This is a genomic window from Saccharothrix algeriensis (assembly GCF_016907655.1).
Classification (GTDB): domain Bacteria; phylum Actinomycetota; class Actinomycetes; order Mycobacteriales; family Pseudonocardiaceae; genus Actinosynnema; species Actinosynnema algeriense.
On record NZ_JAFBCL010000001.1, the window covers coordinates 1,285,997 to 1,311,666 of the forward strand.

The following is a 25,670-nucleotide window of genomic DNA, read 5'->3' on the forward strand; positions in this document are numbered from 1 at the left end:
CCGCGACCGTGGTGAACGGATCAGGGCAGCGCTTGCCCGCCCGGCACTGCCCTGCCGGGTGATTGCGCAGCGTACCCCGCACCGCGTGAGTTGTCTGTCACCGGTTGCGCTGGATCCGGCGGTCGCGCCGGCGGCCATAAGGCGTCCGCCGGGGCGGGGGGAGGGTCCGTTCGTCGTTCACACTTGACCCCCCGGCCGGCGGTGCGCACCGGCGGCCGGCGCGCGGCGGCGAGAGGATTGTGCCGACCGCGCGGCACAACCCCGAATGCCCTTTCCCGCTACTTCTTGGTGTCCTGCTGCGCCGGCCGGACCGGCTCGTCGGCGACCGCGGCCGGCTCGTCGACGTCGGCGGTGTCGTCCACCACGGCGTCGGTGTCGTCGACGTCCGCCACGACCTTCTCCCGGACCGCCTGCCGCAGCCACGTCGTGACGACGCCGTCGGCGATCTCCAGGTCGATGGTCGTGTCGTCGCTCGCGTCGGCGACGGTCGCGTAGAGCCCGGAGGTCGTCATGACCCGGTCGCCCGGCTCCAGCGAGTTGAGCAGCGCCTGCTGCTCGGCGACCGCCTTCTTCTGCTTGCGCGCGCTGAGGAACAGCGGCACGGCCAGCAGCACGAGCAGCAGCGGGAACATCAAGGAAGACAGGTTGCCCATCATTCTCCGTTCAACCGGCGCGGCGGGGCAGGTCTGCCCGGAACGTCCGGATTTCTGGGGTACCGCCGCCGATTGTGCCAGGTCAGCACTCCCGCTCAGTCGCCGGCGTCGTCGAACAGCGTGCGGGTGGCCTCACCAGGGGCGTTCGCCGGGGGCTGGAGGCCCAGGTGCAGCCACGCCGAAGCGGTCGCGACCCGGCCACGCGGCGTGCGCGCCAACATACCGGCCCGCACGAGGTAGGGCTCGCAGACCTCCTCGACGGTGGTCGGCTCCTCGCCCACCGCCACGGCCAGCGTCGACACGCCGACCGGCCCGCCGCCGAAGGACCGGACCAGCGCGCCCAGCACCGCCCGGTCCAGCCGGTCCAGGCCCAGCTCGTCCACGTCGTACACGGCCAGGGCGGCGCGGGCGACCTCGCGGGTGACCGCGCCGTCCGCGCGCACCTCGGCGAAGTCCCGCACGCGCCGCAGCAGCCGGTTGGCGATGCGGGGCGTGCCGCGCGAGCGCCCGGCGATCTCCCGGCCGCCGTCCTCGCGCAGGTCGACGCCCAGGATGCCCGCCGACCGGCGGATGATCAGCTCCAGCTCGTCGGGCCGGTAGAACTCCATGTGCCCGGTGAACCCGAACCGGTCGCGCAGCGGGCCGGTCAGGGCGCCCGACCGGGTGGTCGCGCCGACCAGCGTGAACGGGGCGATGTCGAGCGGGATGCTGGTCGCGCCCGGCCCCTTGCCCACGACCACGTCGACCCGGAAGTCCTCCATCGCCAGGTAGAGCATCTCCTCGGCGGGGCGGGCCATCCGGTGGATCTCGTCGATGAACAGCACGTCGCCCTCGACCAGGTTGGACAGCATCGCGGCGAGGTCGCCCGCGCGCTCCAGCGCCGGCCCCGAGGTGACGCGCAGCGACGCGCCCAGCTCGGCCGCGATGATCATCGCGAGGCTGGTCTTGCCCAGGCCGGGCGGCCCGGACAGCAGCACGTGGTCCGGGGGCGCGCCGCGCCGCAGCGCGCCGTGCAGCACCAGTTCGAGCTGCTCGCGCACCTTGGCCTGGCCGACGAACTCGCCCAGGTCCCTCGGGCGCAGGGTCGACTCGACGTCCCGCTCGGCCGGGTCGGGCAGCGGGTCGAGGGCGCCGTCCTGCTCGGCCCCGGCGTTCACACCGCCTCCGCGCGGGCGCCCCGGGACGCGTCGCCGCCGCGGCGCGCCCGCCCGGACGTGTCGGCGCGGCTCACCGCTTGCGCCCCAGCGCGGCCAGCGCCCGGCGCAGCGCCTCGGACGTGCTCAGCGCGCCGTCCTCGGCGAGCACCGCGTCCACGGCCTGCTCGGCCTGCTTGGCCGGGAACCCGAGGCCGAGCAGCGCCTCCGCGACCTGCGCGCGCACCTGCCCGGAGCCCTGCGCCGCGGCGGGCGCGGCGGCGAGCCGCCCCACCTTGTCCCGCAGCTCGACGACGAGCCGCTCGGCGCCCTTGCGGCCGATGCCGGGCACCCGGGTGAGCGCGGTGATGTTGCCCTCGGCCAGCGCGGCGCGCAGCTCGTCCGGCTCCAGCACGGCCAGCGTCGCCAGCGCGATCCGGGGGCCGATGCCGGACACCGTCTGCAGCAGCCCGAACAGCTCGCGCGCCTCCGCGTCGGCGAACCCGAACAGGGTCAGCGAGTCCTCCCGCACCACCAGGGCGGTGGCCAGGGCCGCCTCCTCGCCCCGGCGCAGCGCCGCGAGCGTGGCGGGCGTGGCCTGCACGGCGAAGCCGACCCCCCCGACCTCCACGACCGCGTGATCGAGTCCGATGGACAGCACCTGCCCACGAAGCGACGAAATCACTGGGTCTTCCCTCCGGTCTCGGCCGCCGGTCGGCCCGGCGCTCGGGCACTGGCCCGGGCAAGTCTCGCGCGGTGGGTCCGGGCCAGCTCGGCCGCCCTCGCCTCGGCCTCCGCCAGCCGCGTCCGCATGGGCGCGCGCCACAGGTGGCAGATGGCCAGCGCGAGGGCGTCGGCGGCGTCGGCGGGCCGGGGCGCGGTCTTGAGCCCCAGCAGCTTGGTCACCATGGCGGTGACCTGGGCCTTGTCGGCCCGGCCGGACCCGGTGACGGCGGCCTTGACCTCGCTGGGCGTGTGGAAGACCACCGGCAGGCCGCGGCGCGCGGCGGCCAGCGCCACCACGCCGCCCGCCTGCGCGGTGCCCATCGCGGTGCGCACGTTGTGCTGGCTGAACACCCGCTCCACCGCCACCACCTGCGGCCGGTGCCGGTCGAGCCACTCCTCCACCGCGTCGGACAGCTGCAGCAGCCGCACGGCCAGGTCGGCGTCCGCGGGGGTGCGCACGACGTCCACCGCCACGGCGCGCACGGTGCGCCCCGGGCCGCCGTCGACCACCCCGAACCCGCACCGGGTCAAACCGGGGTCGACTCCGAACACGCGCACGCTGGTCCCCTCGGAAGTCCTGCCACGAACACCAGTTCGAACCGTACCGGGTGGCCGCGCGCGCCCCCGGACCGACACGCGCCGATCACCCCCGGGAGCCCCCAGGTCGACACAGCGTCACCGGGTCACTACAGTGGCTCGGTCCCACTGATCGACTCCGGTCGCGGCCTAGGCGGGGTGCCATGACCCTGAGGCGGTTCGGCGTCCTCACCGCTGCCGTCGGCCTCCTGCTGGTCGGGGTGGTCGCCCTGGTCGTCTCCGGCGCGCTGGACCGGGCGGCGGCGGTCGCGGTCGACAAGTTCACGCAGCTGGCCGGCGCCTCGGCCGCGATGGTCTGCTACTGGCGCGCGGCCCGCCGCCGGCAGGGCGTGGCGCGGCGGTGGCGGCTGTGGATGGCCGCCTCGATGGCGAGCCTGGTCGCGGGGCTGTGCGCGTGGACGTGGGGCCAGGTGTTCCTGGGCGTGGCGCTGCCGTCGACCACGGTCGCGCCGCTGGGGTTCATCCTGGTGCCGCTGCTGGCCCTGTTCGCGGTGCTGGTCCTCGGCCACGGCGGCGCGGGCTCGCTGCCCAACCACCGCAGCCGCGTGGTGATCGTGCTGGACGGGCTGATCGTGGTCGGCTCGCTGTTCGTGCTGACCTGGGTGTCGCTGCTGGAGTCGGTGGTGCGGGCCTGGGCGACCTCCGGCCCGGGTTTCGCGACCGTGGTGGCGCACCCGGCGGCCTACCTGGTGCTGCTGGTGGCGCTGCTGGTGTCGTCGTGGTCGCACCGCTCGGTGCGGCAGCTGCCGATGCTGTTCGTGGCGCTGGCGGCGCTGGGGCAGTCCGCGTCCGGCTGGGTGTTCGCGCTGCTGGTGAGCCGGGGCGCGCCCGAGATCCCGCCGGCCGCCGACATCGGCTTCATGGTGTGCCCGGCGCTGTTCTTCCTGTCCTCGGTCGCGCCGAGCAGCGGCAGCCGGGAGCGCGCGGCGGCCGGGCGGCTGCGCGCGGGCGAGCTGCTGCACGTCCTGGTGCCGTACCTGCCGATGCTGGTCACCGGGCTGTTCATCGTGGTGGGCACGGCGACCGGGGTGCGGCTGAACCCGTTCGAGATCTACGTCGGCCTGGCGGTGGTGCTGCTGGTCATCGCGCGGCAGCTGTTCACCCTGATCGACAACGTGCGGCTGCTGGAGCAGCTGCGGGACAGCCGCGAGCGGCTGCGCCACCAGGCTTACCACGACCCGCTGACCGGGGTGGCCAACCGCGTGCTGTTCCGCGAACGCCTCGACACCGCCCTGGCCGGCCCCGAACCGCTGGTGGTGCTGTTCATCGACGTGGACGGGTTCAAGGACGTCAACGACAACCACGGCCACGCGGAGGGCGACGCGGTGCTGCGCATCGTCGCCGAGCGGCTCCAGCACTGCGTGCGCCCGCAGGACACGGTGGCGCGGTTGGGCGGCGACGAGTTCGGCATCCTCGTGGAGGGCTACTCGTCGCCGCCGGAGGAGATCGGCGACCGGGTGCTGGCGGCGATGTCCCACCCGCACCGGACGGCCGGCGGCGAGCACCTCATCCGCGCCAGCATCGGCATCTCGCACCGCGCCGCGCACGACCGGGGGCTGACCGCGGACGACCTGCTGGGCAGCGCCGACGCGGCGATGTACGCGGCGAAGCGGCTGGGCAAGGGCATGGTCGTGGTGCACGGGACGGTGGAGGCGGAGCTGACGTGACCCCCGACGAGGCGATCGAGCTGCTGGGGCTGGCGGAGCTGCCGGTGGAGGGCGGGCACTTCGGGCAGTCGTGGCGGTCGGCGGAGGCGTCGGCCATCTACTACCTGCTGCGCGCCCCGGAGTTCTCCGGGCTGCACCGGCTGTCGCACCTGGAGCTGTACGCGCACCACGCGGGCGCGCCGCTGCGGATGCTGCTGCTGCACCCCGGCGGCGCGGTGACCGAACCCGTGCTGGGCCCCGACCTGGCGGCGGGCCAGCGCCCGCAGGTCGCCGTGGAGCCGGGGGTGTGGCAGGCGAGCGCCCCGGCGGGCGACTGGTCGCTGGTGGGCACGGTCGTGGTCCCGCCGTACACCGACGACGTGGTGGAGTTCGCGAAGGCCGCCGACCTCGTCCCGGCCTACCCCTCGCACGCGGGGCCGATCCGGCGCTTCGCGCGGTTCTGAACGCGGCTCCGGGCCCGGGACCGCCTCCGGGCCGGGGCGCGAGCCGGCGCCGCCGACCGGTCGTGCGCCACCGCGCTGCCGGGCCGGGGCCGCCGCGGGCCGGCGGGGTCAGCCCAGCTCGCGCAGCAGGGGCACGACGTCCTCGGAGAACTGGGCGAGGAAGCGCTCCTGGTCGTGGCCGGGGCCGTGGAAGACCAGGTGGTTGAGGCCGGCGTCGAGGTAGGGCTTGATCTGCGCCACCGCGTCCTGCGGGTCGGACGCGACGATCCAGCGCTTGGCCACCTGCTCGATCGGCAGCTCGTCGGCCAGCCGCTCCATCTCCTCGGCGCTGTCCACGGAGTGCTTCTGCTCGGGCGTGAGGGACAGCGGGGCCCAGAAGCGGGTGTTCTCCAGCGCCGCCGCCGGGTCGCGGTCGTAGGACAGCTTGACCTCGATCATCCGGTCCACCTCGGCCGGGTCGCGGCCGGCGGCCTGCGCGCCGGCCGCGACGGCGGGCAGCAGCTGCTCGGTGTAGAGGTCCATGCCCTTGCCGGAGGTGCAGATGAAGCCGTCGCCGGCGCGGCCGGCGTACTTGGCGACGGTCGGGCCGCCGGCCGCGACGTAGATCGGCACCGGGCGCTCGGGCCGGTCGTAGACCTTCGCGTTGACCAGGGTGTAGTAGTCACCGGAGAAGTTGACGTTGTCGCTGGTCCACAGCTCGCGGATGAGCTTGACGGCCTCGCGCAGCCGGGCGAAGCGCTCCTTGAACCCGGGCCACTCCCGGCCGGACACGGCGGTCTCGTTGAGCGCCTCGCCGGTGCCCACGCCGAGCATCACGCGGCCCTCGTGCAGCAGGGCCATGGTGGCGAACGCCTGCGCGACCACCGCGGGGTTGTAGCGGAAGGTCGGCGTGAGCACGCTGGTGCCGATCAGGACGCGGCTGGTCCGCTCCCCCACGGCGGCCATCCAGGACAGCGCGAACGGGGCGTGGCCGCCCTCATGCCGCCAGGGCAGGAAGTGGTCGGACACCGTCACGCTGTCCAGGCCCACCTCCTCGGCCCGGACGGCGTACTCGACGAGGTCACGGGGTCCGAACTGCTCCGCGGAGGCTTTGTAGCCGATCTTCAACCCCATTGCCGCTCCCTGTCTCCGCCGATCCCACCCGCACTCTACGGACCCCGGTCGACAGGCGGCGCGGGGTCCGGCTCAGCCCATGCTCCGCTGCCCGTCCAGGGTCTCGCGGATGATGTCGGCGTGCCCGGCGTGCTGGGAGGTCTCCGCGATCAGGTGCAGCAGGACCCGGCGGACGGTCCAGGACGCGCCCGCCTCGAACCAGGGCGCCTCCGGCAGCGGGTGGGCGGTGTCCATGTCCAGCCCGGCGACCAGCTCCTCGGTCCTGCGCGCGGTCTCCTCGTAGGCGGCGAGCACCCCCTCCAGGGTCTCGTCGGGCAGCAGGCGGAAGCCGTTCTCCCAGTCGCCCTGCGCGCTCGTCATCAGCTCCGCGCCGCCGACGGCGAACCGCAGCCAGCTCTCCTCCACGTCGCGGACGTGCTTGATCAGGCCGCCGAGGGACAGCGCGCTGGCGGTCGGGGTCTCCCGGGCCTGGTCGTCGGTGAGGCCCTGGACGGTGAAGCGGAGGAAGCGGCGGTGGTTGGCCAGCGTCGTCAGCAGGTCGGTCTGCTCGGTGGTCGGCTGCGCGGTGCGGGTCATGACTGCCTTCTTCCGTCGTCGTTGTGACCAACGGTAGAGGGCATTGCGGTCAACTCCGGTCCTCGATCCGCCGCGGAGGTGAAGTTCCCGGCGCGGGACCGGACCTGCGCGGGGTCAGGCGATGGCCGCCGCCGCTTGGCGGAAGGCTTCGACCAGCTGCGGCCACCGGGTGGCCCGGTCGCGGTTGATGGACTGCGGGGACGGGTGGGGCGCGTTGAAGACCTTCAGGCCGTAGCCGCGGCCGGACAGGTTCCAGCCGGTGCCGGCCGGGGTGCCGAGGACGACGACCGCCTTCAGGTCCTTGAGGATGCGCAGCAGCTCCACCAGGTAGGGCACGGCCGCCCGCAGCTCGGCCGGCGTCGGCGCGTGGCCCTTGAGGTACCACGGGACGATGTTCCAGTTCAGGCACGCCTGGCGCGACAGGCCCGCCTCCTTGAGCGCGGTGAAGCCGTTGACGGCGGTCTGGTCGTCGTTGTCCAGCGAGATCAGGCCGGAGCCCGACCGGGACGCCGCCGACGCCGGGCCGGGCGACTCCAGCAGCAGGAGGACCTTCGCGTTGACGCCCCCGCTGGCCGGGTCGAACAGCGGGACGTCGACCTTCCGCTCCTCGGCGATCCGCCGGGCGAACTCGGTCAGCGGCTTCATGTGCGGGGCCTGGAGGAGCGTCATCTTGCGGGCGACGATCCGGGGGTCGCGGTGGCCCTTGGGCGACGCCGGGAACACGGTGGAGGACACCAGGCGACTTTCCACCGGAACGAGGACTTGCGGCCATCCTCCGTCCGGGCGGAAGAACCTGCTGCGCAGCGTTCTCGGTGACCGAGCGTGACGATCGGCGGCTCGGGCGAGGTGCGGGCGCTCCCGGGGTCCGCCGCCCGGAACCCCGCCCGGAACCTCGCCCGCGCCCGCGGCGTCCGGGCCGCCGTGCCCGGTCCACCTCCGTGAGCGGGGCGATGACGCCCGCGCCCGCGGCGCCCGGGCCGCCGACGCCACGCCGGCGCGCTCAGGCCCGGACCGCCCGGCGCTGCGGCGCCCGGTAGGCCCAGTGCCACACCGCTTCGACCGGACCGCGCCGGAACCGGCCCATCCACCACGACGCGCCGACCACGAGCAGGGCCGACACCAGCAGCCACATCGCCGCGGTGAACCACGCGCCCAGGTGCCCGAACCGGCCCACCAGGTCGAGCCCCCACCGGTAGCACAGGACCGACGCGATCAGGTTCTGCGCGATGTAGCACGTCAGGGCGGACCGCCCGACCGCCGTCACCCCCCGTCGCAACGGCCCCTCCGGCGCGCGCATCCGGTGCACCAGGGCGGTGATCCCGCCGAGCAGCCCGAACGCCACCAGGGGCGCGCACAGGTACCGGTCGACGGCGAACCACTCCACGCCGGACAGCGAGGTCAGCACGTTGAGCGGCAGCCCGACCCCCAGCCCCCACACCACCAGGCGGCGCTGGATCCGCCGGCCGCGCTCGGAGTCCTCCAGCGCGCCCGCCCGCAGCAGCCGCGCCCCGGCCAGGAACAGCACCGTGCTCAACGGCAGCACGAACACCGCTTCGGACCGCAGCACCAGGAAGTTGTCCAGCCTCGACCGGACGTGCGCGGGCCAGCTCGACGTGTCGATCGCCAACGCCTCACCGCCGATCGACGCCTCACCGGCGAGCAACCCCAGCGTCAGCAGCGCGACGAACGCCACGTGCACGACGGCGGCGCCGGCGAGCCAGCCCCACACGACCCGGCCGCTGCGCCCGACGACGTACGCCACCAGCACGGACACCAGCGCGTAGAACACCAGCACGTCGTACTCGAAGATCAGCGCGAAGTGCAGCAGCCCCTCGACCAGCAGCAGCGCCGACCGCCACAGGTACCAGCCGGGCCACCGCAGGCCCCGCTCGACCGCCGAGCCGTGCTGCAGCGCCAGCCCGATGCCGAACATGATCGACAGCAGCGCGAGGAACTTGCCGTTGCTGACCATCCGCAGCAGCGCCTCGCCGACCCCCGACGGCCCGGCGAGGAACCCGCCCGGCCCCGCCGGGTCGGTGAAGATCCAGATGTTGGTGCCCAGCGTGCCCAGGATCGCCACGCCGCGCAGCACGTCCAAGGCCGTGATCCGACCGCCCATAGCCCCCTCCGGTGGAAATTCCCCGGACGACGGTAGGGGGCGGCGGCGCTGCGCCGAGTCGGTCTTTGGTGCCTCCGGGTGTCACACCTTCGATCGACACGGGCGGCGAGCGGGCGCCTCGGAGGAGCAGGCGGCGCGATCCCCGGCGCGGCGGTCCGGCAGGCGGCGCGGTCCGGCAGGCGGCGCGGTCCGGCAGGCGGCGCGGTCGGTCAGGCGGCGCGGTCGGTCAGCGGTGCCGGGCGTGCAGGCGGGCCAGGGCTCCCGCGGCCAGGATCAGGATGACCGCCACCAGGCCCCAGCGGCGCTGGTCGCGGATGTTGCGGTTCAGCTCGGTGACCGTGTCGGCGCGCGGGTCCTGGACCCGGAACCTGGCCTTCGTGGTCTCCGGGGGCGGGGCTTCGGTGGGGGGCGCCGGTTCGGCTGCGGGGGGTTCGGCGGGCGGCGGTTGCGGCTGCTCGCCCGGCGGGTCACCCGGTCGCGGGGGGAGCAGCGGGGCCGGCGGGACCACCGGGAGCGCCGGGACGGCGGGCGGGGAGGTGGACGTCCTGGCCGGCGGTGTGGCCGTGGGGGTGGGGGCCGGCGGGAGCGTGGGGGTGGGAGCCGGCGGGAGCGTCGGAGTCGGATCCGAGGTCGGTGTCGGTGTCTGGGTGGGTGTGGGCGTCTGGGTCGTTGTCGGCGTCTGGGTGGGTGTGGGTGTCTGGGTCGGTGTCGACGTCTGAGTGGGTGTCCGGGTCGGTGTCGGTGTCTGGGTGGGCGTAGGGGTCGGTGTCGGTGTTTGCGTCGGAGTCGGGGTGGGCGTCGGAGTGGGTGTCGGGGTGGGTGTGGGTGTCGGCTGGGGCGGGTCCTCGGGGGGCAGGCAGCCGGACGCGTCGAGCGTGCGCACCGCCGGGCGCGACGACAGCTCCGCCACCTCCCCCGAGCCGTCCAGCGCGACCCGGTACAGCCTGCTCCGCCCCTCCTCCCGGTTGCTGGTCGCGTACAGCGCGCCGTCCCGCCCGAACACCGCCGCCCCGTACGCGCTCCCGGCCGGCAGCCGCCCCGCGCCGGCCACCCTGCGCACCTCGCCGCTCGACGGGTCCAGCGTCACCGGGTGGGACCGGCCGTGCGGCGGGGTCGCCACGCCGTACAGCAGCCCGTCGGCCGGGTTGAGGTCGAAGTCGTCCACCGAGATCGCGTCCGGCGCCGGCCACAGCCACGTCCGGTCCACGACCTGCAGGTAGCGGTCGCTGCCCGGGTCCACGTCGATCGACAGCAGGAAGTGCCCGACCCGCACGACCAGCCGCTCGTCGACCACCGCGCCGGCCGTGGCCTGCCGCAGCACCGGCGAGGGGCGCGACGGGAGGTCGACCCGCCGCCCCGCGCGGTCGAGGGCGACGACGCGGCCGTCGGCGTCCAGGCCGTACACCCGGCCCTGCGGCGCCGAGTAGCCGATCGCGTTGAGCCGCACGTCCAGGGTGCTCAGCGGGCGCGCCGCGCCGGTGGGCAGGTCGACCAGGTAGACCGTCGACGGGCCGCGGTCGCCCGCCTCGACCTGGATGGTCGAGCACACCAGCGCCAGCGCCTCCAGGATCATTCGAGTCTCGCCACTGCCGCCGTGAACGCGTTCGGCTCCAGCTCCGCGCCGCCGCCGTACGGGTTCTGCAGCTGGTAGGTCGCGAACAGCAGGAGGGTGATCGTCGCGGCCAGGGTGGCGACGATGACCACGTGCGTGCGCATCAGCGGGCCGCCGAACAGCAGGGGCAGGGTGATCGTCAGCAACGAGCCGACCACCAGCACGAACCACACGACCGTGCCGACGCCGCCGCCGGCGGACTCCAGCCGCCCCTGCCGCGCCTGGTAGACCTGCCACAGCTGGTGGGCGGCCTCGGTCTTGCGGCCGACCTGCCACTCGTCGTCGGCGGGCGCGACGGCGACCGCCTGCCGCATCCGCTCCAGCTGCGACCAGCCGGGCGACTCGAACTCCCTGGCCGCGGCCAGGTTCGGCCACTCCACGTCGATCACGGTCGTCGCGTACTCGCGGGCCAGCCGCCGGACCTCCTCGCCGGTCTGCGGGGACAGCGCCTCGGCCGCCCAGCTCGCCGCCACCAGGCCGTCGGCCTCCTTGTACGAGGACTCCTCGGCCTTGCCCACGCCGTCGAACAGGGCGATCAGGACGAACGCCACCAGGACCGCGTTCAGGCCGCCCACGATCGTGAACACCTGCCCCGCGGCCTCGTTGTTGGCCGAGCGCCCCTCCGCGTCGCCGTGCTTGCGGATGAGGTAGGCGAGCGCCGCCGCGACGACGGCCGCGCCGCCGACCCACAGCAACCCCGTGACGTAGACGTTCATCGCGGTCCTCTCACGACCCGGAATGAATTCCACAGACCCGCGAATTCACTGCTTGTGAAAGGTAATGAACGGTTCGTTCCGACAACAAGGTCATTCATCCGTGTGCGACGCAACGCCAAACCGACGGGTGAACCCGTGACACCAGCAGGGGGTGACCCGCTGGTCTGGTCCGCTCAAGTGCGGACTGAACCCGCTGAAGGGGCTATTTCACTAACACGATCGTGCAGGTACCTGCGCGACGCTCCGTCGCAAAGGGGGCGTCCACACCGCTGCTCGCGGCTCCGGGGGGCCGCCCGCCCGGAGCCGCGCGACGGCGACGGGGCCGGCCCACCCTCGCAGGAGGCCGGCCCCGTCACGGGCGTGGTCGGATCAGGTGCTCAGAAGGTGAGCTTCCAGGAGTCGATGTAACCGCTGTCCTGGCGGTACACGTCCTGCGCCTTGAGCCGCCACGTGCCGTTGGCGACCTCGGACGACGCGTTCACCGTGTAGGTGGCGTTCACGTTGGGGGTGCTGGAGCTGCTCGCGCTCTTCAGCCGGAAGGCCGAACCGCCCGGCGAGACCAGGTCCAGCACCACGTCGCCGCTCCACGTGTGCTTGACGTCCACGGTCACCTTCAGCGCGGTCGGCGCGGCGCCGGCGACGCCGCTGACCGCCACGTCGCTGAAGACGGCCGAGCCGGCGTCCGGGATCGCGACGTCGGCGGTGCTCTCGAAGGTCTTGCCGGGCGGGACGGGCGTGCCGCCGAGGCTGTCCGCCGCCGCCCTGATGGCCGCCGCGAACGTGCTGACCTCGGTGTAGACGCCCGGGTTGTTGGGCCGCGCGCACCCGTTGCCGTGGCTGACGATGCCGACCTGGACCCAGGAGCCGGCGCTGTCGCGGCGGAACATCGGGCCGCCCGAGTCGCCCTGGCAGGTGTCCACGCCGCCCCGGGCGAGGTCGCCCGCGCAGATCTCGGCGGCCGGCTTGAGGGAGCGGTAGTACGAGCCGGCGTTCTTGCACGTGGTGTCGTCGATGAAGTCCACCTGGGCCTTCATCTGGTGGCGCGACTGGCCGCCGCCCTCGCGGGTGGCGCCCCAGCCCGCGACGGTGAACCGGCCGGTGTTGAGGTCGGGGGCGGTCGCGATGGGCAGCAGCGCCGCGCCGGCGATCGGGCTGGAGAGCTTGATCAGCGCCCAGTCGCCGCCGGTCGCGGTCGGGTAGGTGGGCGAGCGGTGGACGTAGGTGGACGACCGCCGCACCGCGGAGGAGTCCTGGAGGTCCACCACGCCGTAGGTGGCGGTGATGCCGGTGTTGTTGCCCGACCGGTCCACGCAGTGCGCGGCGGTGAGCACGAGCTGTTCGGTGTACATGGCGCCGCCGCAGCCCATGGACAGCCGGACCATCCACGGGAACTCGCCCTTGGCGGCCGGGCTGCCCCCGACGACCTGCGGGGTGACGCCGTCGGCGCCGGGTCTCGGCGGCGCCGCGGAGGACTGGCCGCCGAACGCGGCCAGGATCGCGGCGATGCCCGCGGCAAGGGCAAGCGCCTTCTTCGCTGTCGTGCGCACAGTCGTTCCTTCCCGCGCCCGACCGGGTGGTGCTCGCAGGGTGGCCGGACGTCGAGTCAGCAGGGATCGAACACCGGCAGAGCGCCGGCGGCCCATGATGCGGGGGCGGAAGGCCGGCTCACAATCCGACGAACGACGGGAATTCTTCCGGCTCTTCACCGGTTTCCAGCGGTGTTCATCCCTGCACATCCCCCTTTCGGCGGAATCCGTCCGAGTGCGGCCGCGATTGACACCGATAACTGTGAGTGATTGGTTAATCCCATGCCGAGCACCGGGCGCCGCCTGTCCACCGCCGACGAGCGCCGGGAGACGGTGCTGCGCACCGCGCTGGGCGCGTTCGGCGCCAAGGGCTACTACGGCACCACCACCGGCGAGGTCGCCAAGGCGGCCGGCATCTCGCAGGCTTACGTCTACCGGCTGTTCCCGGACAAGGAGGCGCTGTTCCTCGCCGTGGTGGAGCGGTGCTTCACCCGGATCAGGGAGAGCTTCGGCGACGGCGTGGCCGAGGCGGGCGGCAGCTCGCCCGAGGCCGTGCTGCACGCCATGGGCGACGTCTACGCGCGGCTCATCGCCGAGGAGAACGCGCTGCTGCTGGTGCAGATGCACGCCCAGTGCGCGGCCGTCTCGGAACCCGCCGTGCGCGAAGTCCTGCAACGCGGGTACGCCCGCACCGTGGAGTACGTGCGCGGCACGTCCGGCGCCACCGAGGCGCAGGTTCAGGGGTTCTTCGCGCGCGGGATGCTGTGCCACCTCGTGGTCGCCGTGGACGCGGCCGAGGTCGACGCCCCCTGGGCCCGCACCCTGTCCGCCGGCATCCGGCGTCACTGACCGGCTGTCCCGCGCCGCCAGGCTGTCCCGCTCCGCCGGGCCGTTCGGCGGCGCCGGGCCGCTCGGCGGCGCCGGGCCGCTCGGCGGCGCCGGTCGAGCACGACCGTTCTCCATCCCGAGCAGTGAGTGGTCGACCAGTCCCGGTACGGCCGGCTCGTGCGCCGGCCGCGCGGTTGACAGCCGCCCCACCGCTGCGTCACAGTCATTCCACTAGTTGATTAGTGGAAGGGTCGGGGTTGATCGAGTTCCGGGTCGACCGCCGCTGCGGGGTGGCCACCTACCTCCAGCTCGTGCAGCAGGTCAAGCAGGCGCTGCGGCTGGGGCTGCTCGGCCCCGGCGACCGGCTGCCCACCGCGCGCGAGGTGGTGGAGCGGACCGGGATCAACCCCAACACGGTGCTGAAGGCGTACCGCGAGCTGGAGCGCGAGGACCTGGTCGAGCCCCGGCCGGGGCTGGGCACCTTCGTGCGCCGGTCCCTGGCCGCGCCGGGCGCGGCCGAGGGCTCGCCGCTGCGGGCCGACCTGCTGGCGTGGCTGGACCGGGCGCGTTCGCTCGGCCTGGGTCGCGAGGACGTCGAGGCGCTGTTCCAAGCCGTGCTGGACCGGGAGTTCTGACCTTGGGGGACGTGGTGGGTGTTGCCGTGCGGGCGCGGGGCCTGGGCCTGCGGTACCGGCGGGGGTGGGCGTTGCGGGACTGCTCGTTCGAGCTGCCCGCGGGCCGGGTGGCCGCGCTGGTGGGCGCGAACGGCGCGGGCAAGTCGACGCTGCTGGCGCTGGCCGCCGGGCTGCTGCGGCCCACCGAGGGCGCGGTCGAGGTCCGCGGCGCGGTCGGGTTCGTGGCGCAGGACAAGCCGCTGTACCGCGGTTTCACCGTCGCCGAGACCCTGCGCTTCGGCCGGGAGGCCAACCCCGGCTGGGACGCCGACTACGCGGACCGGCTGGTGGAGGAGGCCCGGCTGCCGCGCGGAGCCAGGGTGCGCCGCCTGTCCGGCGGCCAGCGCGCGCGCCTGGCCCACGTCCTGGCGCTCGCGCGGCGGCCGGAGGTCCTCCTGCTGGACGAGCCGATGTCCGAACTGGACCCCCTGGCGCGGCACGACTTCCTGCGCTGCCTGATGCTCGCCGTGGCCGAGACCGCGGTGACGGTGGTGCTGTCCTCGCACGCCGTGGGCGAGCTGGCCGACGCCTGCGACCACCTGCTGCTGCTGGACGGGGGCCGAGTCCGGCTCGCGGGCGAGGTCGACGAGCTGATCGACGGCCACCGCCTGGTGACCGCGCCGCGGGACGCCGACCTCGGGGCGCACGAGGTGGTCGAATCCCGTGCGGGAGAGCGGAACCTGACCGCCCTGCTGCGCGTGGCGGGGCCGCTGGACCTGGCGCGGGGCGGCGTGGCCGCGCCGACCCTGGACGAGCTCGTGCTGGCGTACCTGCGGCGAGAGCGGGTGGCGGCGTGATCTGGCTCGCCTGGCGGCAGCAGCGCGCCCTGGTCCTCGCGCTCGCCGCGTACGCGCTGCTCGGCGTCGCGACGATGGCCTTCCTGCGGTCCGAAATGCTCGCCGACGTCGCCGACAACGACCTGTGGCCCTGCGTCGCCGACTCGGTGTCCTCGGAGTGCCGGCACCTCCTCGCCGACGCGCCGGGCGCCCTGTCCTTCTCCCGGCTGCCCTTCTCCCGGGCGCTCGACGCGGCGCGACTGGCGCTGCTGGGCTACGCGGCGCTCGCCGGGGTGTTCCTCGGCGCGCCGGCGGTGGCGCGCGAGTGGGAGCGGCGCACCCACCTGCTCGCGCTGACCCAGTCGGCGAGCCCGCGCCGCTGGTTCGCCGCCAAGGTCGCCGTCGTGGCCGTCCCGGCGGCGCTCGGCGCGGTCGTGCTGGGCGTGACGTACGTGTGGTGGACCTCGGCGCTGGGCGACCTGGCCGGCGCGCGACTGCGGCTGGTCACCGGGCCGTTCGAGGCGCAGCCGCTCGCGCTGCTCGGCTACACCCTGTTCGCCGTGGCGCTCGGCCTCGTGGTCGGGCTGGTGGTGCGGCGGACGGTGCCGGCCATGGCGTCGACGCTCGTCGTCTGGTCCGGGGTGGTGCTCGCGGTCCGCTGGTTCGTCCGGCCGCACTACCTGCCTCCGGTCGTGTTGAGCACCCGGTACGACGAGGAGGCCCCGGCACGGGCGGTCGACCCGAACCCGTGGGTCTTCGAAGCGGGTCACCTGGACCGGAACGGCGATTTCCTCAGCTTCACGGCGGCGCGGTCGATGGCCCCGTCGTGCAACACCCACCTGAACACGGGCAGGCGCCTGGAGTGCCTGATCGACCACGGTGTCGTCGGCTCGGCGGTCAAGCTGCACCCCGGCGACCGGTTCTGGCTGTTCCAGTCCATCGAGGCGGCGCTGTTCACCGCCCTGGCCGCCGCCCTCGTGGTGTCGGCGGCGTGGTGGCTGCGCAAGCGGTTCCGCTGACGCCGCCGGCGACCGCACCCGAGGGCGGGTGCGGTCGCCGGCGCAGGGCGGCGCTTGCGATAGTGCGGTGTGGCTGAACGCAGACGAGGCGCCCCGACACCGCCCACCGACACGACGGTCCTCGACCGGGACTGGACGGTCAACGAGATCACCGGCGAGCAGTACGAGCGCACGGCGTTCATCGACGTCGACATGGCCGACCTGGCGAACCGGGGCTCGACGTTCACCGAGTGCGTGTTCCGGGGTGTGGAGTTCAACGCCTCCACCCACACCGGGGCGGCGTTCCTCAACTGCACGTTCGTCCGGTGCGAGTTCTTCGACGCGACGTTCACCGACTGCAAGGCGGTCGGGAGCATGTTCGACGGGGGCAGCTTCGACCTGCTCAAGGTCGTCGGCGGCGACTGGTCCTTCGCCGGGATGCCGGGCCTGGACCTGCGCCGGGCGTCGTTCACCGGGGTGCGGATGCACGACGTGGACCTCACCGGCGCCCGCTGCCAGGGGGCGGAGTTCGCGGGCGTCGACCTGACCGAGGCGTGGCTGCACGGCGCCGACTTCACCAAGGCCGACCTGCGCGGCTCCGACCTGTCCGGCACCGACCCGACCGCGGTCAAGCTGACCGGCGCCCGGATCGAGCCGGAGCAGGCCATCACCATCGCCCTTGCGCTGGGGCTGCGCATCGGCTGAGCGCGGCCCGGGACGGTCCCGCGGTCGGCCGGGCGCCGTGGGCGGGCGCGAACGGGCCGGCCGCGCCCGCCGGCCGCGCCCGCCGACTGCGCTGCCGCGCCGACCTGCGGACGCAGCACGAGGCGACCGAGCGCTTCACCGCCGCCGCGCCGGGCGGCGCCCCGTGGTCAGCGCCCTGTGGTCAACGCCCTGTGCTCAACGCCCTGTGCTCTACGCCCTGTGCTCAACGCCCCGTGGTGAGCGCCCCGCGGTCAGCGCCCGTAGAGGCCCGACGGCGCGTCGTCGGTGAAGTGGCCGGCCACCAGGCGCTCCACGGTCGCCATCGGGAGCAGCTTGCCGTCCGGCTTCAGCGCCTCCCGGATCAGCGGCGCGTCGCCGGGGTGCGCGCCCAGCGCGACGACGATCTCCGCGACGTGCTCGATGTCCACGATCCCCTCCGGCGTCGCGCCGCACTCCCGGATCGCGACCACGTCCGCCGCGCCGACCCGGCGCGCCAGGTCGCCGGCGCCCAGCGCGGCCACGAAGCCCGCCCGCGTCACCTGCCCGTCGACCCCGCAGGCCGCCAGCAGGGACAGCCATAACATCTCGTAGGCGGCCCTGACGCGCTCCGCCCCGACCGAGTCGCCCGGCACGCGGAACCGCCGCACCAGCCGCTCCGCGAGGCCGGCCAGGTCGCGCTGCCGCACGACCCCGTCACCGTTCGAGTCGAACATGTCGAACCGCTTGGCGTGCTTGTCGCGCAACCGCGCCGAGCCTCCCATGACCGGTCCTCCCCCTGGGGAAAAGGGCACACCACCGCACCACGGATACATGGTCTCGGCCACCACCGGCCCATCGGTGACCTGTTGGGGTGAACATCGCCACCGGTGGCGATCACGGCCGCTAGCGTCGGTGGCTCGGGCGCGTCTGGTCAGGAGGTCGCGGTGGCGAACCCCGGGGTGCGCGTGGTCGAGCGGGACGGCTCGGCGCGCGGCTACGCGATCAAGGACTTCCTGGCACGCAACCAGGTGCCGTTCTCGACCGGGAGCGACCCGGGCCGCTCCTCGGTCGTGGTGGAGCTGCCCGACGGCTCGGCCCTCGCCGAGCCCAGCCTCATCCGGCTCGCCACCGCCCTGGGCCTCACCGACGAGGCCGCCGGCGACCGCTGCGACCTGGTCGTCGTCGGGGGCGGCCCGGCCGGGCTGGCCGCCGCCGTGCACGCGGCGTGCGAGGGCCTGCGGGTGGTGATCGTCGAGGACGACGCGCCGGGCGGCCAGGCCGGGCGCACCTCGCGCGTCGAGAACCACTTCGGCTTCCCCGCCGGGCTGTCCGGCGGCGAGCTGGCGCAGCGCGCGCTGGCGCAGGCCCGGCGGTTCGGCGTGCGGTGGCTGGCCGGCCGCCGGGCGACCGGGCTGCGCCGCGACGGCGGGACGTGGGCGGTGACCGGCGACGACGGCACGACCGTGCGCGGCGCGGCGGTGCTGGTGGCGACCGGGATGCGGTGGCGCGAGCTGGACGTGCCGGGGGCGGCCGGGCTGCGCGACGCGGGCGTCTTCCACGGTGCGGGCACGCCGGTGGCGGTGCGCACGGCGGGCGAGCACGCCTTCGTGCTGGGCTCGGGGAACCCGGCCGGGCAGGCGGCGCTGCACCTCGCCCGGCACGGCCGCCGCGTGACCCTGCTGGTGCGCGGGCCGTCACTGGCCGGCAGCCCCATGTCCCGGTACCTGGTGGAGCGGATCCGGGACTCGCCGCTGGTGGCCGTCCGGCCGCACGCGGAGGTGGTGGCCGTCGGCGGGACCGACCGGTTGACGCGGATCTCGTTGCGGGACAGCCGCTCCGGCGCCGTCACCGACGTGCCGGCCACCTCGCTGCACGTGCTGGTGGGGATGAGGCCGTGCACCGGGTGGCTGGGCGGGCAGGCCGCCACGGACGCCCGCGGCTTCCTGGTCACCGGCTCGGACCTGCTGCGGGTGCCCGGCGCGTGGGGGCTGGACCGGGCGCCGCTGCCGGGCGAGACCGGGCTGCCGGGCGTGTTCGCGGCCGGTGACGTGCGGTCCGGGACGGTCAAGCGGATCGGTTCGGCGGTCGGGCAGGGCGCGGCGGTGGGGCAGGCGATCACCGAGCACCTCCGGGAGTCCGCGCGGCAGCGGATCCCGGAGCTGCCGCGGGTGTCGACGTTCGACCTGCTCGACAGCGACCGGGACGGGGTGCTCAGCGCGGGCGACCTCGTGGCGTTCGGCCGGCGGCTGGTGGCCGCGTTCGACGAGCCGCCGGACACCGAGCGGGCGCGGCGCGTGCACGAGGCGTGCCGCGAGCTGTGGTCGGTGCTGGCGTGGTTCTCCGACGGGGGGCTGCCGGCCGGCGGGCACGCGGGCAGCGGGGCGCCGGGCAGCGGGTTCGCGGGCAACGGGTTCGCGGGCAGTGGTCTTCCGGGCGGTGGTTTCCCGGGCGGTGCGTTCCCGGCGGGTGGGCTCGCGAGCGGCGGCCCCGCGGGGGGCGGGTCGGTGGTCGGGCGGGCCGGGGCCGGTGGTCCGGTGGGCGGCGGCGCGGGTGGTCCGGCGGACGGCCGCCGGGTCGGCCGGGAGGCGTTCGCCGACGCGGTGGACGAACTGGTCGCGCTGGACGCGTTCGCGCCGTTGACCGACGCCGTGTTCCTGCTGTCGGACACGGACTTCGACGGCTCGCTCACGCTCGGCGAGTTCCAGCGGCTGCTGGCCGCCCTGGGCACGCCGGCCGACGCGGCGGCGGCCGCGTTCGGCCTGCTCGACCCCGAGCGCACCGGCTACCTGGACACCGCGCGCCTGGCCGCGGCGGGCGTTCTGCTCGGCCGGGCCTGAGGGGCCCGGCCGAGCGGGGGGCGCTCAGGCGCGCATCACGGTCGCGATGGGGATGCGCGCGGCCCGCAGCGCCGGCACCAGCCCGCCCAGCACACCCGCCACCAGGCCGGCCACCACCCCGGCGACGCCGGCCTGCCACGGGAACTCGACGTCCTGCAGCGACGAGAGCCGCGAGCCGAACACCCCCGCCCCGACCCGCAGCCCCACCACGCCCACGCCGATCGCCGCCGCCGCCGTCAGCAACCCGGTCAGCAGCGTCTCGGCCAGCACGATGCCCGCCAGCAGCAGGCGCGGTGTGCCCACCGCCCGGCGCAGCGCGAACTCCTCGATCCGCTCGCCCACCGTGGCCAGGCCGACGTTGAGGATGCCCGCGACGCCGATCAGCAGCACCAGCGCCGCCATGCCGAGGAAGATCAGCCGCATCAGGCGCAGCTGGGTCGCCATGCGCTCCAGCGTGCTGACCGTGTTCACGTGGATCTGCTCCGGCGGCGTGCCGCTCGCCACCAGCCGCGCCCGCAGCGCGTGCTCGACCTCCACCGCCGTCGGCGACATCCAGACCTGCAGGGAGGGGCCGCCTCGGCTGCCGCCCGCGCCCACGTCGCCGACCGGCAGCCAGTTGAGCAGCTCGTCGGTGCGCAGGTAGGCGGCGGGCCGGTACCCGCCGTCCTCCACGACGCCGATGAAGCGCGGCGTCGCGTTGGCCGACGAGCCCTGCATCCGCAGCTCGGCCGGCACCCGGTAGCGCTGGAAAGCCTCGGCCGCCTTGGTGTTGAGCACCAGCCGGGGCGCGAGCGACGGGTCGCCGCCGAACTCCAGCCACTGCCCCGACTCCACCCGGAACGGCCGGAAGGCGCGGATGTCGCCGGTCAGCCCGACCAGCTCCAGCTCCACGGCCTGGCCGGACGGCGCGCCCTCGTTGCCGGTGGGCACCTCGCGGCAGCCGTTCGCGTCGCAGGTCATGTTGGGCCCGTAGCCGCCGGGCTGGTCGATCGGGCCGCCGCCCTCGTTGACCGGCTTGACCCCCGGCTCGCCGATGATCGCCTGGACCGAGGTCGTCGCCACCGCGTCGGACCGGCCCGCCAGCACGTCGAGCGCGGTCTCGACGGTGTCGCCCCCTGGTTCCAGGTACATCTGGCGGGTGCCGTCCTTGCCCTGCGACAGCTCGACGTCCGCGAGCATCGCGCGGTTCGCGATCTCGGCGCCCGCCTGCACCACGACCACCGCGAGGACACCCATGAACAGGCTGATCATGGACAGGAACGTGCGCAGCTTGCGCGCCCGGATCCCCTGCCCACCGATGATCAGCGACGAGCGCAGCCGCCCGGACAGCCGGATCACGCGACCACCCGCTCGTCCGCCGGGTTCAGCACGCCGTCCGACAGCCGCAGCACCCGGCCCATCTTCGCCGCGTGGTCCCGGTCGTGGGTGACCAGCACCAGCCCGCAGCCCTGGAGCGTGGTGGACAGCAGCGCCTGCACCACGAGGTTGCCGGTCTCGGTGTCCAGCGCGCCGGTCGGCTCGTCGGCCAGCAGCACGCGGGGCTCGCGCACCAGCGCCCGCGCGATCGCGACCCGCTGCTGCTCGCCGCCGGAGAGCCGGGGCGGCTTGTGCTTGGCCAGGTGCGCGACGCCGACCCGGTCCAGCGCGGCCAGCACCTGCGCGCGGCGCTTGCGGCGCGGCAGCCAGCCCTGGCCGTTCACCAGGGCCATGGCGACGTTCTGCGCGGCGGTGAGGTGCTTGAGCAGGAAGAACCGCTGGAACACGAAACCGAACTCGGCACTGCGCAGCGCGGCGGCCCGGCGCTCGGGGATGCGCGTGATGTCCTGCTCCCCCAACAGGTACTGCCCGGCGTCCGGCCGGTCGAACAGGCCGATGACGCTGAGCAGCGTGCTCTTGCCGGAGCCGGAGCGGCCGAGGATGGCGACGCTGTCGCCGCTGTGGACGGTCAGGTCGACGCCGGCGAGGATGGTGCGCGGCTCCTGCTGGCCCTTGAGCGTCTTGGTCACGCCGGTGAGCCGGATGAGCGGCGTCATCGCGAACCCGCCCCCGGCTCGGCCTGGCCCTCCGGCGCGCGCGGCAGGTCGGGGCCCGGCACCGCCAGCGTCTCCTCGCCGGTCAGGCCCTCCTTGACCTCGACCACCTTGCCGTCGGTGAGGCCGAGCACGACGTCGGTGGTCCGCTTGGAGCCGTCCGCGCCGAGCACGTCCACCTTGCCCTTGCCGTGACCGCCCGCGACCGCCTCGACCGGGACGACGAGGGCGTTCACGGCGGTGGCCGTGACGACCTCCAGCGTGGCGGCCGCGCCGTTGATCAGCTTGATGTCGGCGGGGGCGGTGCACACCAGCCGCAGCCCCGTCGGGTCCGAGGAGCCGGCGGGCTGCTCGGGCCTGCGGTCGCCGGTGGGCGGTTCCCCCTGCTCCTCCTTTCCGGCTTGCTCGGGCTGCTCGGGTGGCGGCGCCGGCGCGGTGCCCGCGGGCAGCGCGGCGATCGTGCCCAGCAGGGTGCAGGCGAACGGCCCGGGGCCGTTCTTGATCTGCGCCTGCACGGTGCCCTGCGTGGCGTCGGAGATCCGGTACGCCTGCTCGCCGTCGATGTCGGCGACGATGCCGTAACCGGCGTACTTGGCCGACACGACCGGCATGCCGGCGGTGACCGTGGAGTGGTCGTCCACCAGCCGCCCGCCGAACGTGGCGCCGGCGGGCACCTCGACGTAGTGGGGCAGGCCCTGCGCCCAGACCGTCGCGACGCGGGTGGGCCTGGTCGGCGTGCTCTTGGCCTCGGCGACCTCGAAGTAGCGGACCTGCCCGGCGACCGGGGCGGTGAGCCCGAAGATCGGGTTCATGGTGACCTTGCCGGTGAGGCTCACCTTGTTGGTGAGGTCCTGGCGCGTCGGCTTGGCCGTGGTCATCGTCGTGCCGCGCGGGGCCAGCTCGGGGCCGGGGCCCTGCGGCGCGGCCGACGTGCACGCCTGGACCGAGGCCAGCACCAACGCCAACCCGAAGACGCGCGGCAACACTCGTTTCGACACCGCAATTCCCCCCAAGGCAGATCCGTGCCGGTTCCGGCCAACCTACCGACATGACGTCCGGGGGTCGCAGGGGGTTGCTTTCCCGGCGGCGCAATGCGACCCGATGGCCTAGCCTGGGGGCGCTGCGCGGTCGACCGGTTTTCACCTCGGTGCGGTCGGCGGTCGGGGTTGCGGACACGGTCGGGGTTGCGAACACGGTCGGGGCGCGGTTGATTCGCCTGATTCGCCCCAACCGCCAAGCATCGCTCCTTGTAGTGAATAGGCCCGCGACCAGGCACTTCTCGGGCATGCTGTTCGTTGCCGGAGAAAAACGGCGCGGCCCCCGGCGGCCCCCCGGTCCAACCCCGCCCCGCCCCCTACCGACCCCTCTGCCGACCCCGCTACCGCTGCCGACCGAGTGCCACTGACCGAATGCCACTGACCGAGTACCGCCGACCGGAGTCTGACCAAGTACCGCTGACCGAAGCCTGACCGAGTACCGCTAACCGGGTCAGGCCGAGTGCCGCTGACCGAGTTGCCACGCTGCCGCAACTGGTCGAATTGGCCGGTTGACTAGTCGAACTGGTCGGTTGCGGCCGGAGGAAGCAACTGGAGGAAGTTGCCACGTGCCGATCAGGCGGCACTCGGTCAGTATCGGTCGGTCGATCGAGGAGTTGCCACGTCAGCACCGCTGGAAAGTCGGATGTCGGCCGTCCAGCCATCGGGTTGCCGTATCACGCAGAGCGTCGAGTCGCCATGTCGACCACACTTCGAGCGGAATACCGCACCAGTCGGCCCAGTCGGCGTCGGCGCGGTGAAACACAGCCGACATCCGACTTTCCAGCGGTGCGGGCACCAGTGGTGCGGTGCGGCCCACGCCGATCGCAGTCCGCCCCCTGGACAGGCGCGTAGAGGCCCCTGGGCAGGCGCGTGGACATCGCCTCCGGCGGGGGGTGGAGTCCGGCGGGAGTGGAGGGCGCGGTCGGTCAGCGCGGGTCGGTCAGCGCGGCCGGTCAGCGCGGCCGGTCAACGCGGCCGGTCAACGCGGGTCAGTCGGTCAGGGAGGCGTGGATGGCGGCTCGGTACACGTCGGCGGCCAGGGCTTGGTGCTGTGGGCCGGCCTGGCTGAAGTGTTCGAGGGTCACGCCGCTGTTGATCTCCAGCACCATCGGCGCACCGCCGACGAGGGCGATGTCCACGCTGGCGAACCGCAGCTCCAGGGCTCGCATCGCGTCCCGCACCATCGGCACGAGCGCGGCCCTCGTGGCCGGTGGGACGGCCGGGTCCGGGCGGGCGCCGAACTTCAGGCTGTGGCGCCACTCCCCCGGTGCGATGACCTTGCGGTAGACCAGCAGCACCTCCCCGTCCAGCACCACGACGCGGTACTCGTCGTCGATCACCAGGAACGGTGACACCGCGATCGCCCGGGACCTCGCCGCCAGGTGACCCAGCACGCGCGCCGCGTCCTCGGCCGTGCGCGCCCGCAGGACGTCCACGCCGCTGCTCTCGCGGTGCAGTTTCAGCACCGCCGGCAGCCCCACCAGCGACCTGGCCAGCGCCACCGGGTCGGCGAGGTCCGCGAAGCGCAGCAGGTGGTGCGGCACCGCGGGCACGCCGGCGTCGCCCAGCAGGCGGCACGTCGCCACCTTGTCCGTCGCCACCTGGTTGTCCGTCGCCACCTGGGCCGACGCGGCGTTGTTCAGCGGGAACACCTGGCCGATCACCAGCACGCGCCGGTCGTCCCCCACCACCTCGGCCAGCCAGTGGTCGGAGTGCCGGCGCACCTTGGCGCCGGACGCCGCGGCGGCCTGCTCGACCAGGGCCACGAAGTGCCGCAGCCCGGTCCGGGGGAAACGCCCGTTCGCCACGCGCCACAGCCAAGCACGCCCGGCCTGCTCCCGGCGGACCACCCGTCTTCCGCCGTGCGCCGGGTGCGCCTAGCGTGCGTGGTATGGAGCTTGAGCTGCGCCATTTCCGACTGGTATGCGCTGTCGCGGACGCCGGCAGCATCACCCGCGCCGCCGCCGTCCTGGGTCTCGCTCAGCCCGCCGTCACCACGCAGCTGCGGCGGATCGAGCAGTCGGTCGGCGGCGCGCTGTTCGAACGGGGCCGGCGGGGCAGCAGACCCACGGCCCTGGGCGAGCTGGTGCTGGCCCGGGCGAAGGTGCTGCTGTCCACGGCGTCCGGGCTGCGGGAGGACATCGCCCGGCTGGCCGCCGACTCGGGGTCCGCGCCCACCCGGCTGCGGCTGGGCGGCGCGACGGGCCGGGTGCTGGGCGGGCTGGTGCACCAGCTGACCGCCGGGCACCCGGAGCTGGAGGTGACCACGCAGGTGTCGTGGTCGGTCGAGGAGCTGGCCGCGATGGCGGCCGAGGGGCGGGTCGACTTCACCGTCGCCGGGGTGTGCGGGGACCAGCGCCCGCCGGGCGGGCCGGGGATGACGTGGCGGGCGCTGTCGGTCGAGCCGGTGTGGGTGCTGCTGTCGGCCCGGCACCCGCTGGCCGCGCGTGAGGAGGTCGACCTGGCCGAGCTGGCGCACGAGCACTGGGCGGGGCCGCCGGGCGACGGGTGCCTGGCGGACTGCCTGGTCGCGGCGTGCAGCCGGGCCGGGTTCACGCCGCTGAGCATCAAGGAGGCCGATGTGGTCAGCTGCGTCGAGCTGGTGGAGAAGGGTGACGTGGTCGGTGTGGCGCAGCCGCTGGTGCGCGGCATCCCGGGTCTGGTGGCGGTGGCGATCGCGGGCAGCCCGCTGCGCTGGCGGACGCTGATCGGCTGGCACGCGGCCAACCCGGCGGCGGCGTTCGCCGACCGGGTGGTGGCGGCGGCGCGGGCCGCGTACCGGGACATCGTCGCGCGCCAGCCCCGCTACACGCGTTTCCTGGAGCGCAACCCGGAGTTCGGGGAGGAGCCGCCGGGGGCCGGGGTCGTGCGCTGAGCGCTGACCGGTGTCGGCCCCGGCTCCCCGAACCGGCTGCTGCGCGTGCG

25 protein-coding genes and 1 pseudogene are annotated in these 25,670 nt (G+C 74.5%); 9 read left to right on the plus strand and 17 right to left on the minus strand.

Annotated features, from left to right (window positions below; genetic code table 11):
• Positions 1-278: 278 nt before the first annotated feature.
• The 4 genes from yajC to ruvC all read right to left on the minus strand — a co-directional run bounded on the left by yajC (position 279) and on the right by ruvC (position 3,070).
• Positions 279-644: a preprotein translocase subunit YajC gene (yajC, locus tag JOE68_RS05425; protein ID WP_204845940.1), complete on the minus strand. Its 366-nt coding sequence runs from the start codon at positions 642-644 to the stop codon at positions 279-281.
• 104 nt (positions 645-748) lie between these two features.
• The gene (ruvB, locus tag JOE68_RS05430) at positions 749-1,810 is read right to left on the minus strand and encodes a Holliday junction branch migration DNA helicase RuvB (protein ID WP_204841239.1); all 1,062 of its coding nucleotides are present in this window, start codon (positions 1,808-1,810) and stop codon (positions 749-751) included.
• Positions 1,811-1,880: 70 nt separating this feature from the next.
• Complete coding sequence (gene ruvA, locus JOE68_RS05435) at positions 1,881-2,471, minus strand: Holliday junction branch migration protein RuvA (protein ID WP_204841240.1); 591 nt, start codon at positions 2,469-2,471, stop codon at positions 1,881-1,883.
• Positions 2,468-3,070 (minus strand): crossover junction endodeoxyribonuclease RuvC, encoded by a 603-nt coding sequence (ruvC, locus tag JOE68_RS05440; RefSeq protein ID WP_204841241.1) that lies wholly within the window; start codon positions 3,068-3,070, stop codon positions 2,468-2,470. Before ruvC ends, ruvA begins: the two co-directional genes overlap by 4 nt.
• A gap of 182 nt (positions 3,071-3,252) precedes the next feature.
• Here ruvC and JOE68_RS05445 point away from each other — a divergent pair, with 182 nt between their 5' ends.
• The gene (locus tag JOE68_RS05445; protein WP_204841242.1) at positions 3,253-4,776 is read left to right on the plus strand and encodes a GGDEF domain-containing protein; all 1,524 of its coding nucleotides are present in this window, start codon (positions 3,253-3,255) and stop codon (positions 4,774-4,776) included.
• Complete coding sequence (locus JOE68_RS05450) at positions 4,773-5,219, plus strand: cupin domain-containing protein (protein WP_204841243.1); 447 nt, start codon at positions 4,773-4,775, stop codon at positions 5,217-5,219. The genes JOE68_RS05445 and JOE68_RS05450 overlap by 4 nt, the downstream gene beginning before the upstream one ends.
• A gap of 108 nt (positions 5,220-5,327) precedes the next feature.
• Here the strand turns inward: JOE68_RS05450 and fgd are convergent, their stop codons facing one another.
• From fgd to JOE68_RS05485, 8 genes and pseudogenes are all read right to left on the minus strand, one after another.
• Positions 5,328-6,332 carry a glucose-6-phosphate dehydrogenase (coenzyme-F420) gene (gene fgd, locus JOE68_RS05455; RefSeq protein ID WP_204841244.1) on the minus strand — a complete coding sequence of 335 codons (1,005 nt, stop codon included), beginning with the start codon at positions 6,330-6,332 and terminating at the stop codon, positions 5,328-5,330.
• Positions 6,333-6,404: 72 nt separating this feature from the next.
• Positions 6,405-6,908, minus strand: a complete 504-nt coding sequence (locus JOE68_RS05460) for a DinB family protein (RefSeq protein WP_204841245.1) — start codon at positions 6,906-6,908, stop codon at positions 6,405-6,407.
• Between the two features lie 114 nt (positions 6,909-7,022).
• Positions 7,023-7,643 (minus strand): uracil-DNA glycosylase, encoded by a 621-nt coding sequence (locus JOE68_RS05465; RefSeq protein ID WP_204841246.1) that lies wholly within the window; start codon positions 7,641-7,643, stop codon positions 7,023-7,025.
• 265 nt (positions 7,644-7,908) lie between these two features.
• A complete protein-coding gene (locus tag JOE68_RS05470) occupies positions 7,909-9,027 on the minus strand; it encodes a DUF418 domain-containing protein (RefSeq protein WP_204841247.1) in 1,119 nt (372 codons plus the stop codon).
• Between the two features lie 226 nt (positions 9,028-9,253).
• Positions 9,254-10,600 carry a serine protease gene (locus JOE68_RS05475; protein WP_204841248.1) on the minus strand — a complete coding sequence of 449 codons (1,347 nt, stop codon included), beginning with the start codon at positions 10,598-10,600 and terminating at the stop codon, positions 9,254-9,256.
• Positions 10,597-11,355: a bestrophin-like domain gene (locus JOE68_RS05480; RefSeq protein WP_204841249.1), complete on the minus strand. Its 759-nt coding sequence runs from the start codon at positions 11,353-11,355 to the stop codon at positions 10,597-10,599. The genes JOE68_RS05475 and JOE68_RS05480 overlap by 4 nt, the downstream gene beginning before the upstream one ends.
• Before the next feature lie 377 nt (positions 11,356-11,732).
• Positions 11,733-12,011 carry a proprotein convertase P-domain-containing protein gene (locus JOE68_RS32405; RefSeq protein ID WP_372443352.1) on the minus strand — a complete coding sequence of 93 codons (279 nt, stop codon included), beginning with the start codon at positions 12,009-12,011 and terminating at the stop codon, positions 11,733-11,735.
• A gap of 87 nt (positions 12,012-12,098) precedes the next feature.
• Positions 12,099-12,902: pseudogene (locus JOE68_RS05485) on the minus strand (S1 family peptidase); the annotation flags it as partial.
• A 261-nt stretch (positions 12,903-13,163) separates the two neighbouring features.
• Here JOE68_RS05485 and JOE68_RS05490 point away from each other — a divergent pair.
• From JOE68_RS05490 to JOE68_RS32160, 5 genes are all read left to right on the plus strand, one after another.
• Positions 13,164-13,730 (plus strand): TetR/AcrR family transcriptional regulator, encoded by a 567-nt coding sequence (locus JOE68_RS05490; protein ID WP_239562143.1) that lies wholly within the window; start codon positions 13,164-13,166, stop codon positions 13,728-13,730.
• Positions 13,731-13,966: 236 nt separating this feature from the next.
• A complete protein-coding gene (locus tag JOE68_RS05495) occupies positions 13,967-14,344 on the plus strand; it encodes a GntR family transcriptional regulator (RefSeq protein WP_204841252.1) in 378 nt (125 codons plus the stop codon).
• Positions 14,345-14,358: 14 nt separating this feature from the next.
• Positions 14,359-15,180: an ATP-binding cassette domain-containing protein gene (locus JOE68_RS05500; protein ID WP_372443353.1), complete on the plus strand. Its 822-nt coding sequence runs from the start codon at positions 14,359-14,361 to the stop codon at positions 15,178-15,180.
• Positions 15,177-16,178 (plus strand): ABC-2 membrane transporter-related protein, encoded by a 1,002-nt coding sequence (locus JOE68_RS05505; protein ID WP_204841254.1) that lies wholly within the window; start codon positions 15,177-15,179, stop codon positions 16,176-16,178. Before JOE68_RS05500 ends, JOE68_RS05505 begins: the two co-directional genes overlap by 4 nt.
• Positions 16,179-16,247: 69 nt before the next feature.
• On the plus strand, positions 16,248-16,862 hold the full coding sequence (locus JOE68_RS32160) for a pentapeptide repeat-containing protein (RefSeq protein WP_204841255.1): 615 nt from the start codon (positions 16,248-16,250) through the stop codon (positions 16,860-16,862).
• 251 nt (positions 16,863-17,113) lie between these two features.
• On the opposite strand, the gene JOE68_RS05515 is transcribed toward JOE68_RS32160, so the two are convergent.
• Positions 17,114-17,623: an EF-hand domain-containing protein gene (locus JOE68_RS05515; protein ID WP_204841256.1), complete on the minus strand. Its 510-nt coding sequence runs from the start codon at positions 17,621-17,623 to the stop codon at positions 17,114-17,116.
• Between the two features lie 162 nt (positions 17,624-17,785).
• On the opposite strand from JOE68_RS05515, the gene JOE68_RS05520 reads away from it, so the two are divergent.
• Complete coding sequence (locus JOE68_RS05520) at positions 17,786-19,678, plus strand: FAD-dependent oxidoreductase (protein WP_307819542.1); 1,893 nt, start codon at positions 17,786-17,788, stop codon at positions 19,676-19,678.
• A 24-nt stretch (positions 19,679-19,702) separates the two neighbouring features.
• Here the strand turns inward: JOE68_RS05520 and JOE68_RS05525 are convergent, their stop codons facing one another.
• The 4 genes from JOE68_RS05525 to JOE68_RS05540 all read right to left on the minus strand — a co-directional run bounded on the left by JOE68_RS05525 (position 19,703) and on the right by JOE68_RS05540 (position 24,553).
• Positions 19,703-21,016 carry an ABC transporter permease gene (locus tag JOE68_RS05525; protein WP_307819543.1) on the minus strand — a complete coding sequence of 438 codons (1,314 nt, stop codon included), beginning with the start codon at positions 21,014-21,016 and terminating at the stop codon, positions 19,703-19,705.
• A complete protein-coding gene (locus JOE68_RS05530; protein WP_204841257.1) occupies positions 21,013-21,711 on the minus strand; it encodes an ABC transporter ATP-binding protein in 699 nt (232 codons plus the stop codon). Before JOE68_RS05530 ends, JOE68_RS05525 begins: the two co-directional genes overlap by 4 nt.
• The gene (locus tag JOE68_RS05535) at positions 21,708-22,706 is read right to left on the minus strand and encodes an efflux RND transporter periplasmic adaptor subunit (protein ID WP_204841258.1); all 999 of its coding nucleotides are present in this window, start codon (positions 22,704-22,706) and stop codon (positions 21,708-21,710) included. Before JOE68_RS05535 ends, JOE68_RS05530 begins: the two co-directional genes overlap by 4 nt.
• 1,028 nt (positions 22,707-23,734) lie before the next feature.
• Complete coding sequence (locus tag JOE68_RS05540; protein WP_204841259.1) at positions 23,735-24,553, minus strand: ATP-grasp domain-containing protein; 819 nt, start codon at positions 24,551-24,553, stop codon at positions 23,735-23,737.
• An 83-nt stretch (positions 24,554-24,636) separates the two neighbouring features.
• Between JOE68_RS05540 and JOE68_RS05545 the strand changes: the two genes are divergently transcribed.
• Positions 24,637-25,620, plus strand: coding sequence for a LysR family transcriptional regulator (locus JOE68_RS05545; RefSeq protein WP_204841260.1), 984 nt, complete (start codon positions 24,637-24,639; stop codon positions 25,618-25,620).
• The last annotated feature ends 50 nt before the right edge of the window (positions 25,621-25,670 follow it).

Bases quoted from the DNA above. Each gene is read 5' to 3' on its own strand.
- JOE68_RS05445 (WP_204841242.1), top strand. From the start codon at position 3,253: ATGACCCTGAGGCGGTTCGGCGTCCTCACCGCTGCCGTCGGCCTCCTG.
- fgd (WP_204841244.1), bottom strand. From the start codon at position 6,332: ATGGGGTTGAAGATCGGCTACAAAGCCTCCGCGGAGCAGTTCGGACCC.
- JOE68_RS05460 (WP_204841245.1), bottom strand. From the start codon at position 6,908: ATGACCCGCACCGCGCAGCCGACCACCGAGCAGACCGACCTGCTGACG.
- JOE68_RS05470 (WP_204841247.1), bottom strand. From the start codon at position 9,027: ATGGGCGGTCGGATCACGGCCTTGGACGTGCTGCGCGGCGTGGCGATC.
- JOE68_RS05475 (WP_204841248.1), bottom strand. From the start codon at position 10,600: ATGATCCTGGAGGCGCTGGCGCTGGTGTGCTCGACCATCCAGGTCGAG.
- JOE68_RS05480 (WP_204841249.1), bottom strand. From the start codon at position 11,355: ATGAACGTCTACGTCACGGGGTTGCTGTGGGTCGGCGGCGCGGCCGTC.
- JOE68_RS05490 (WP_239562143.1), top strand. From the start codon at position 13,164: ATGCCGAGCACCGGGCGCCGCCTGTCCACCGCCGACGAGCGCCGGGAG.
- JOE68_RS05515 (WP_204841256.1), bottom strand. From the start codon at position 17,623: ATGGGAGGCTCGGCGCGGTTGCGCGACAAGCACGCCAAGCGGTTCGAC.
- JOE68_RS05530 (WP_204841257.1), bottom strand. From the start codon at position 21,711: ATGACGCCGCTCATCCGGCTCACCGGCGTGACCAAGACGCTCAAGGGC.
- JOE68_RS05545 (WP_204841260.1), top strand. From the start codon at position 24,637: ATGGAGCTTGAGCTGCGCCATTTCCGACTGGTATGCGCTGTCGCGGAC.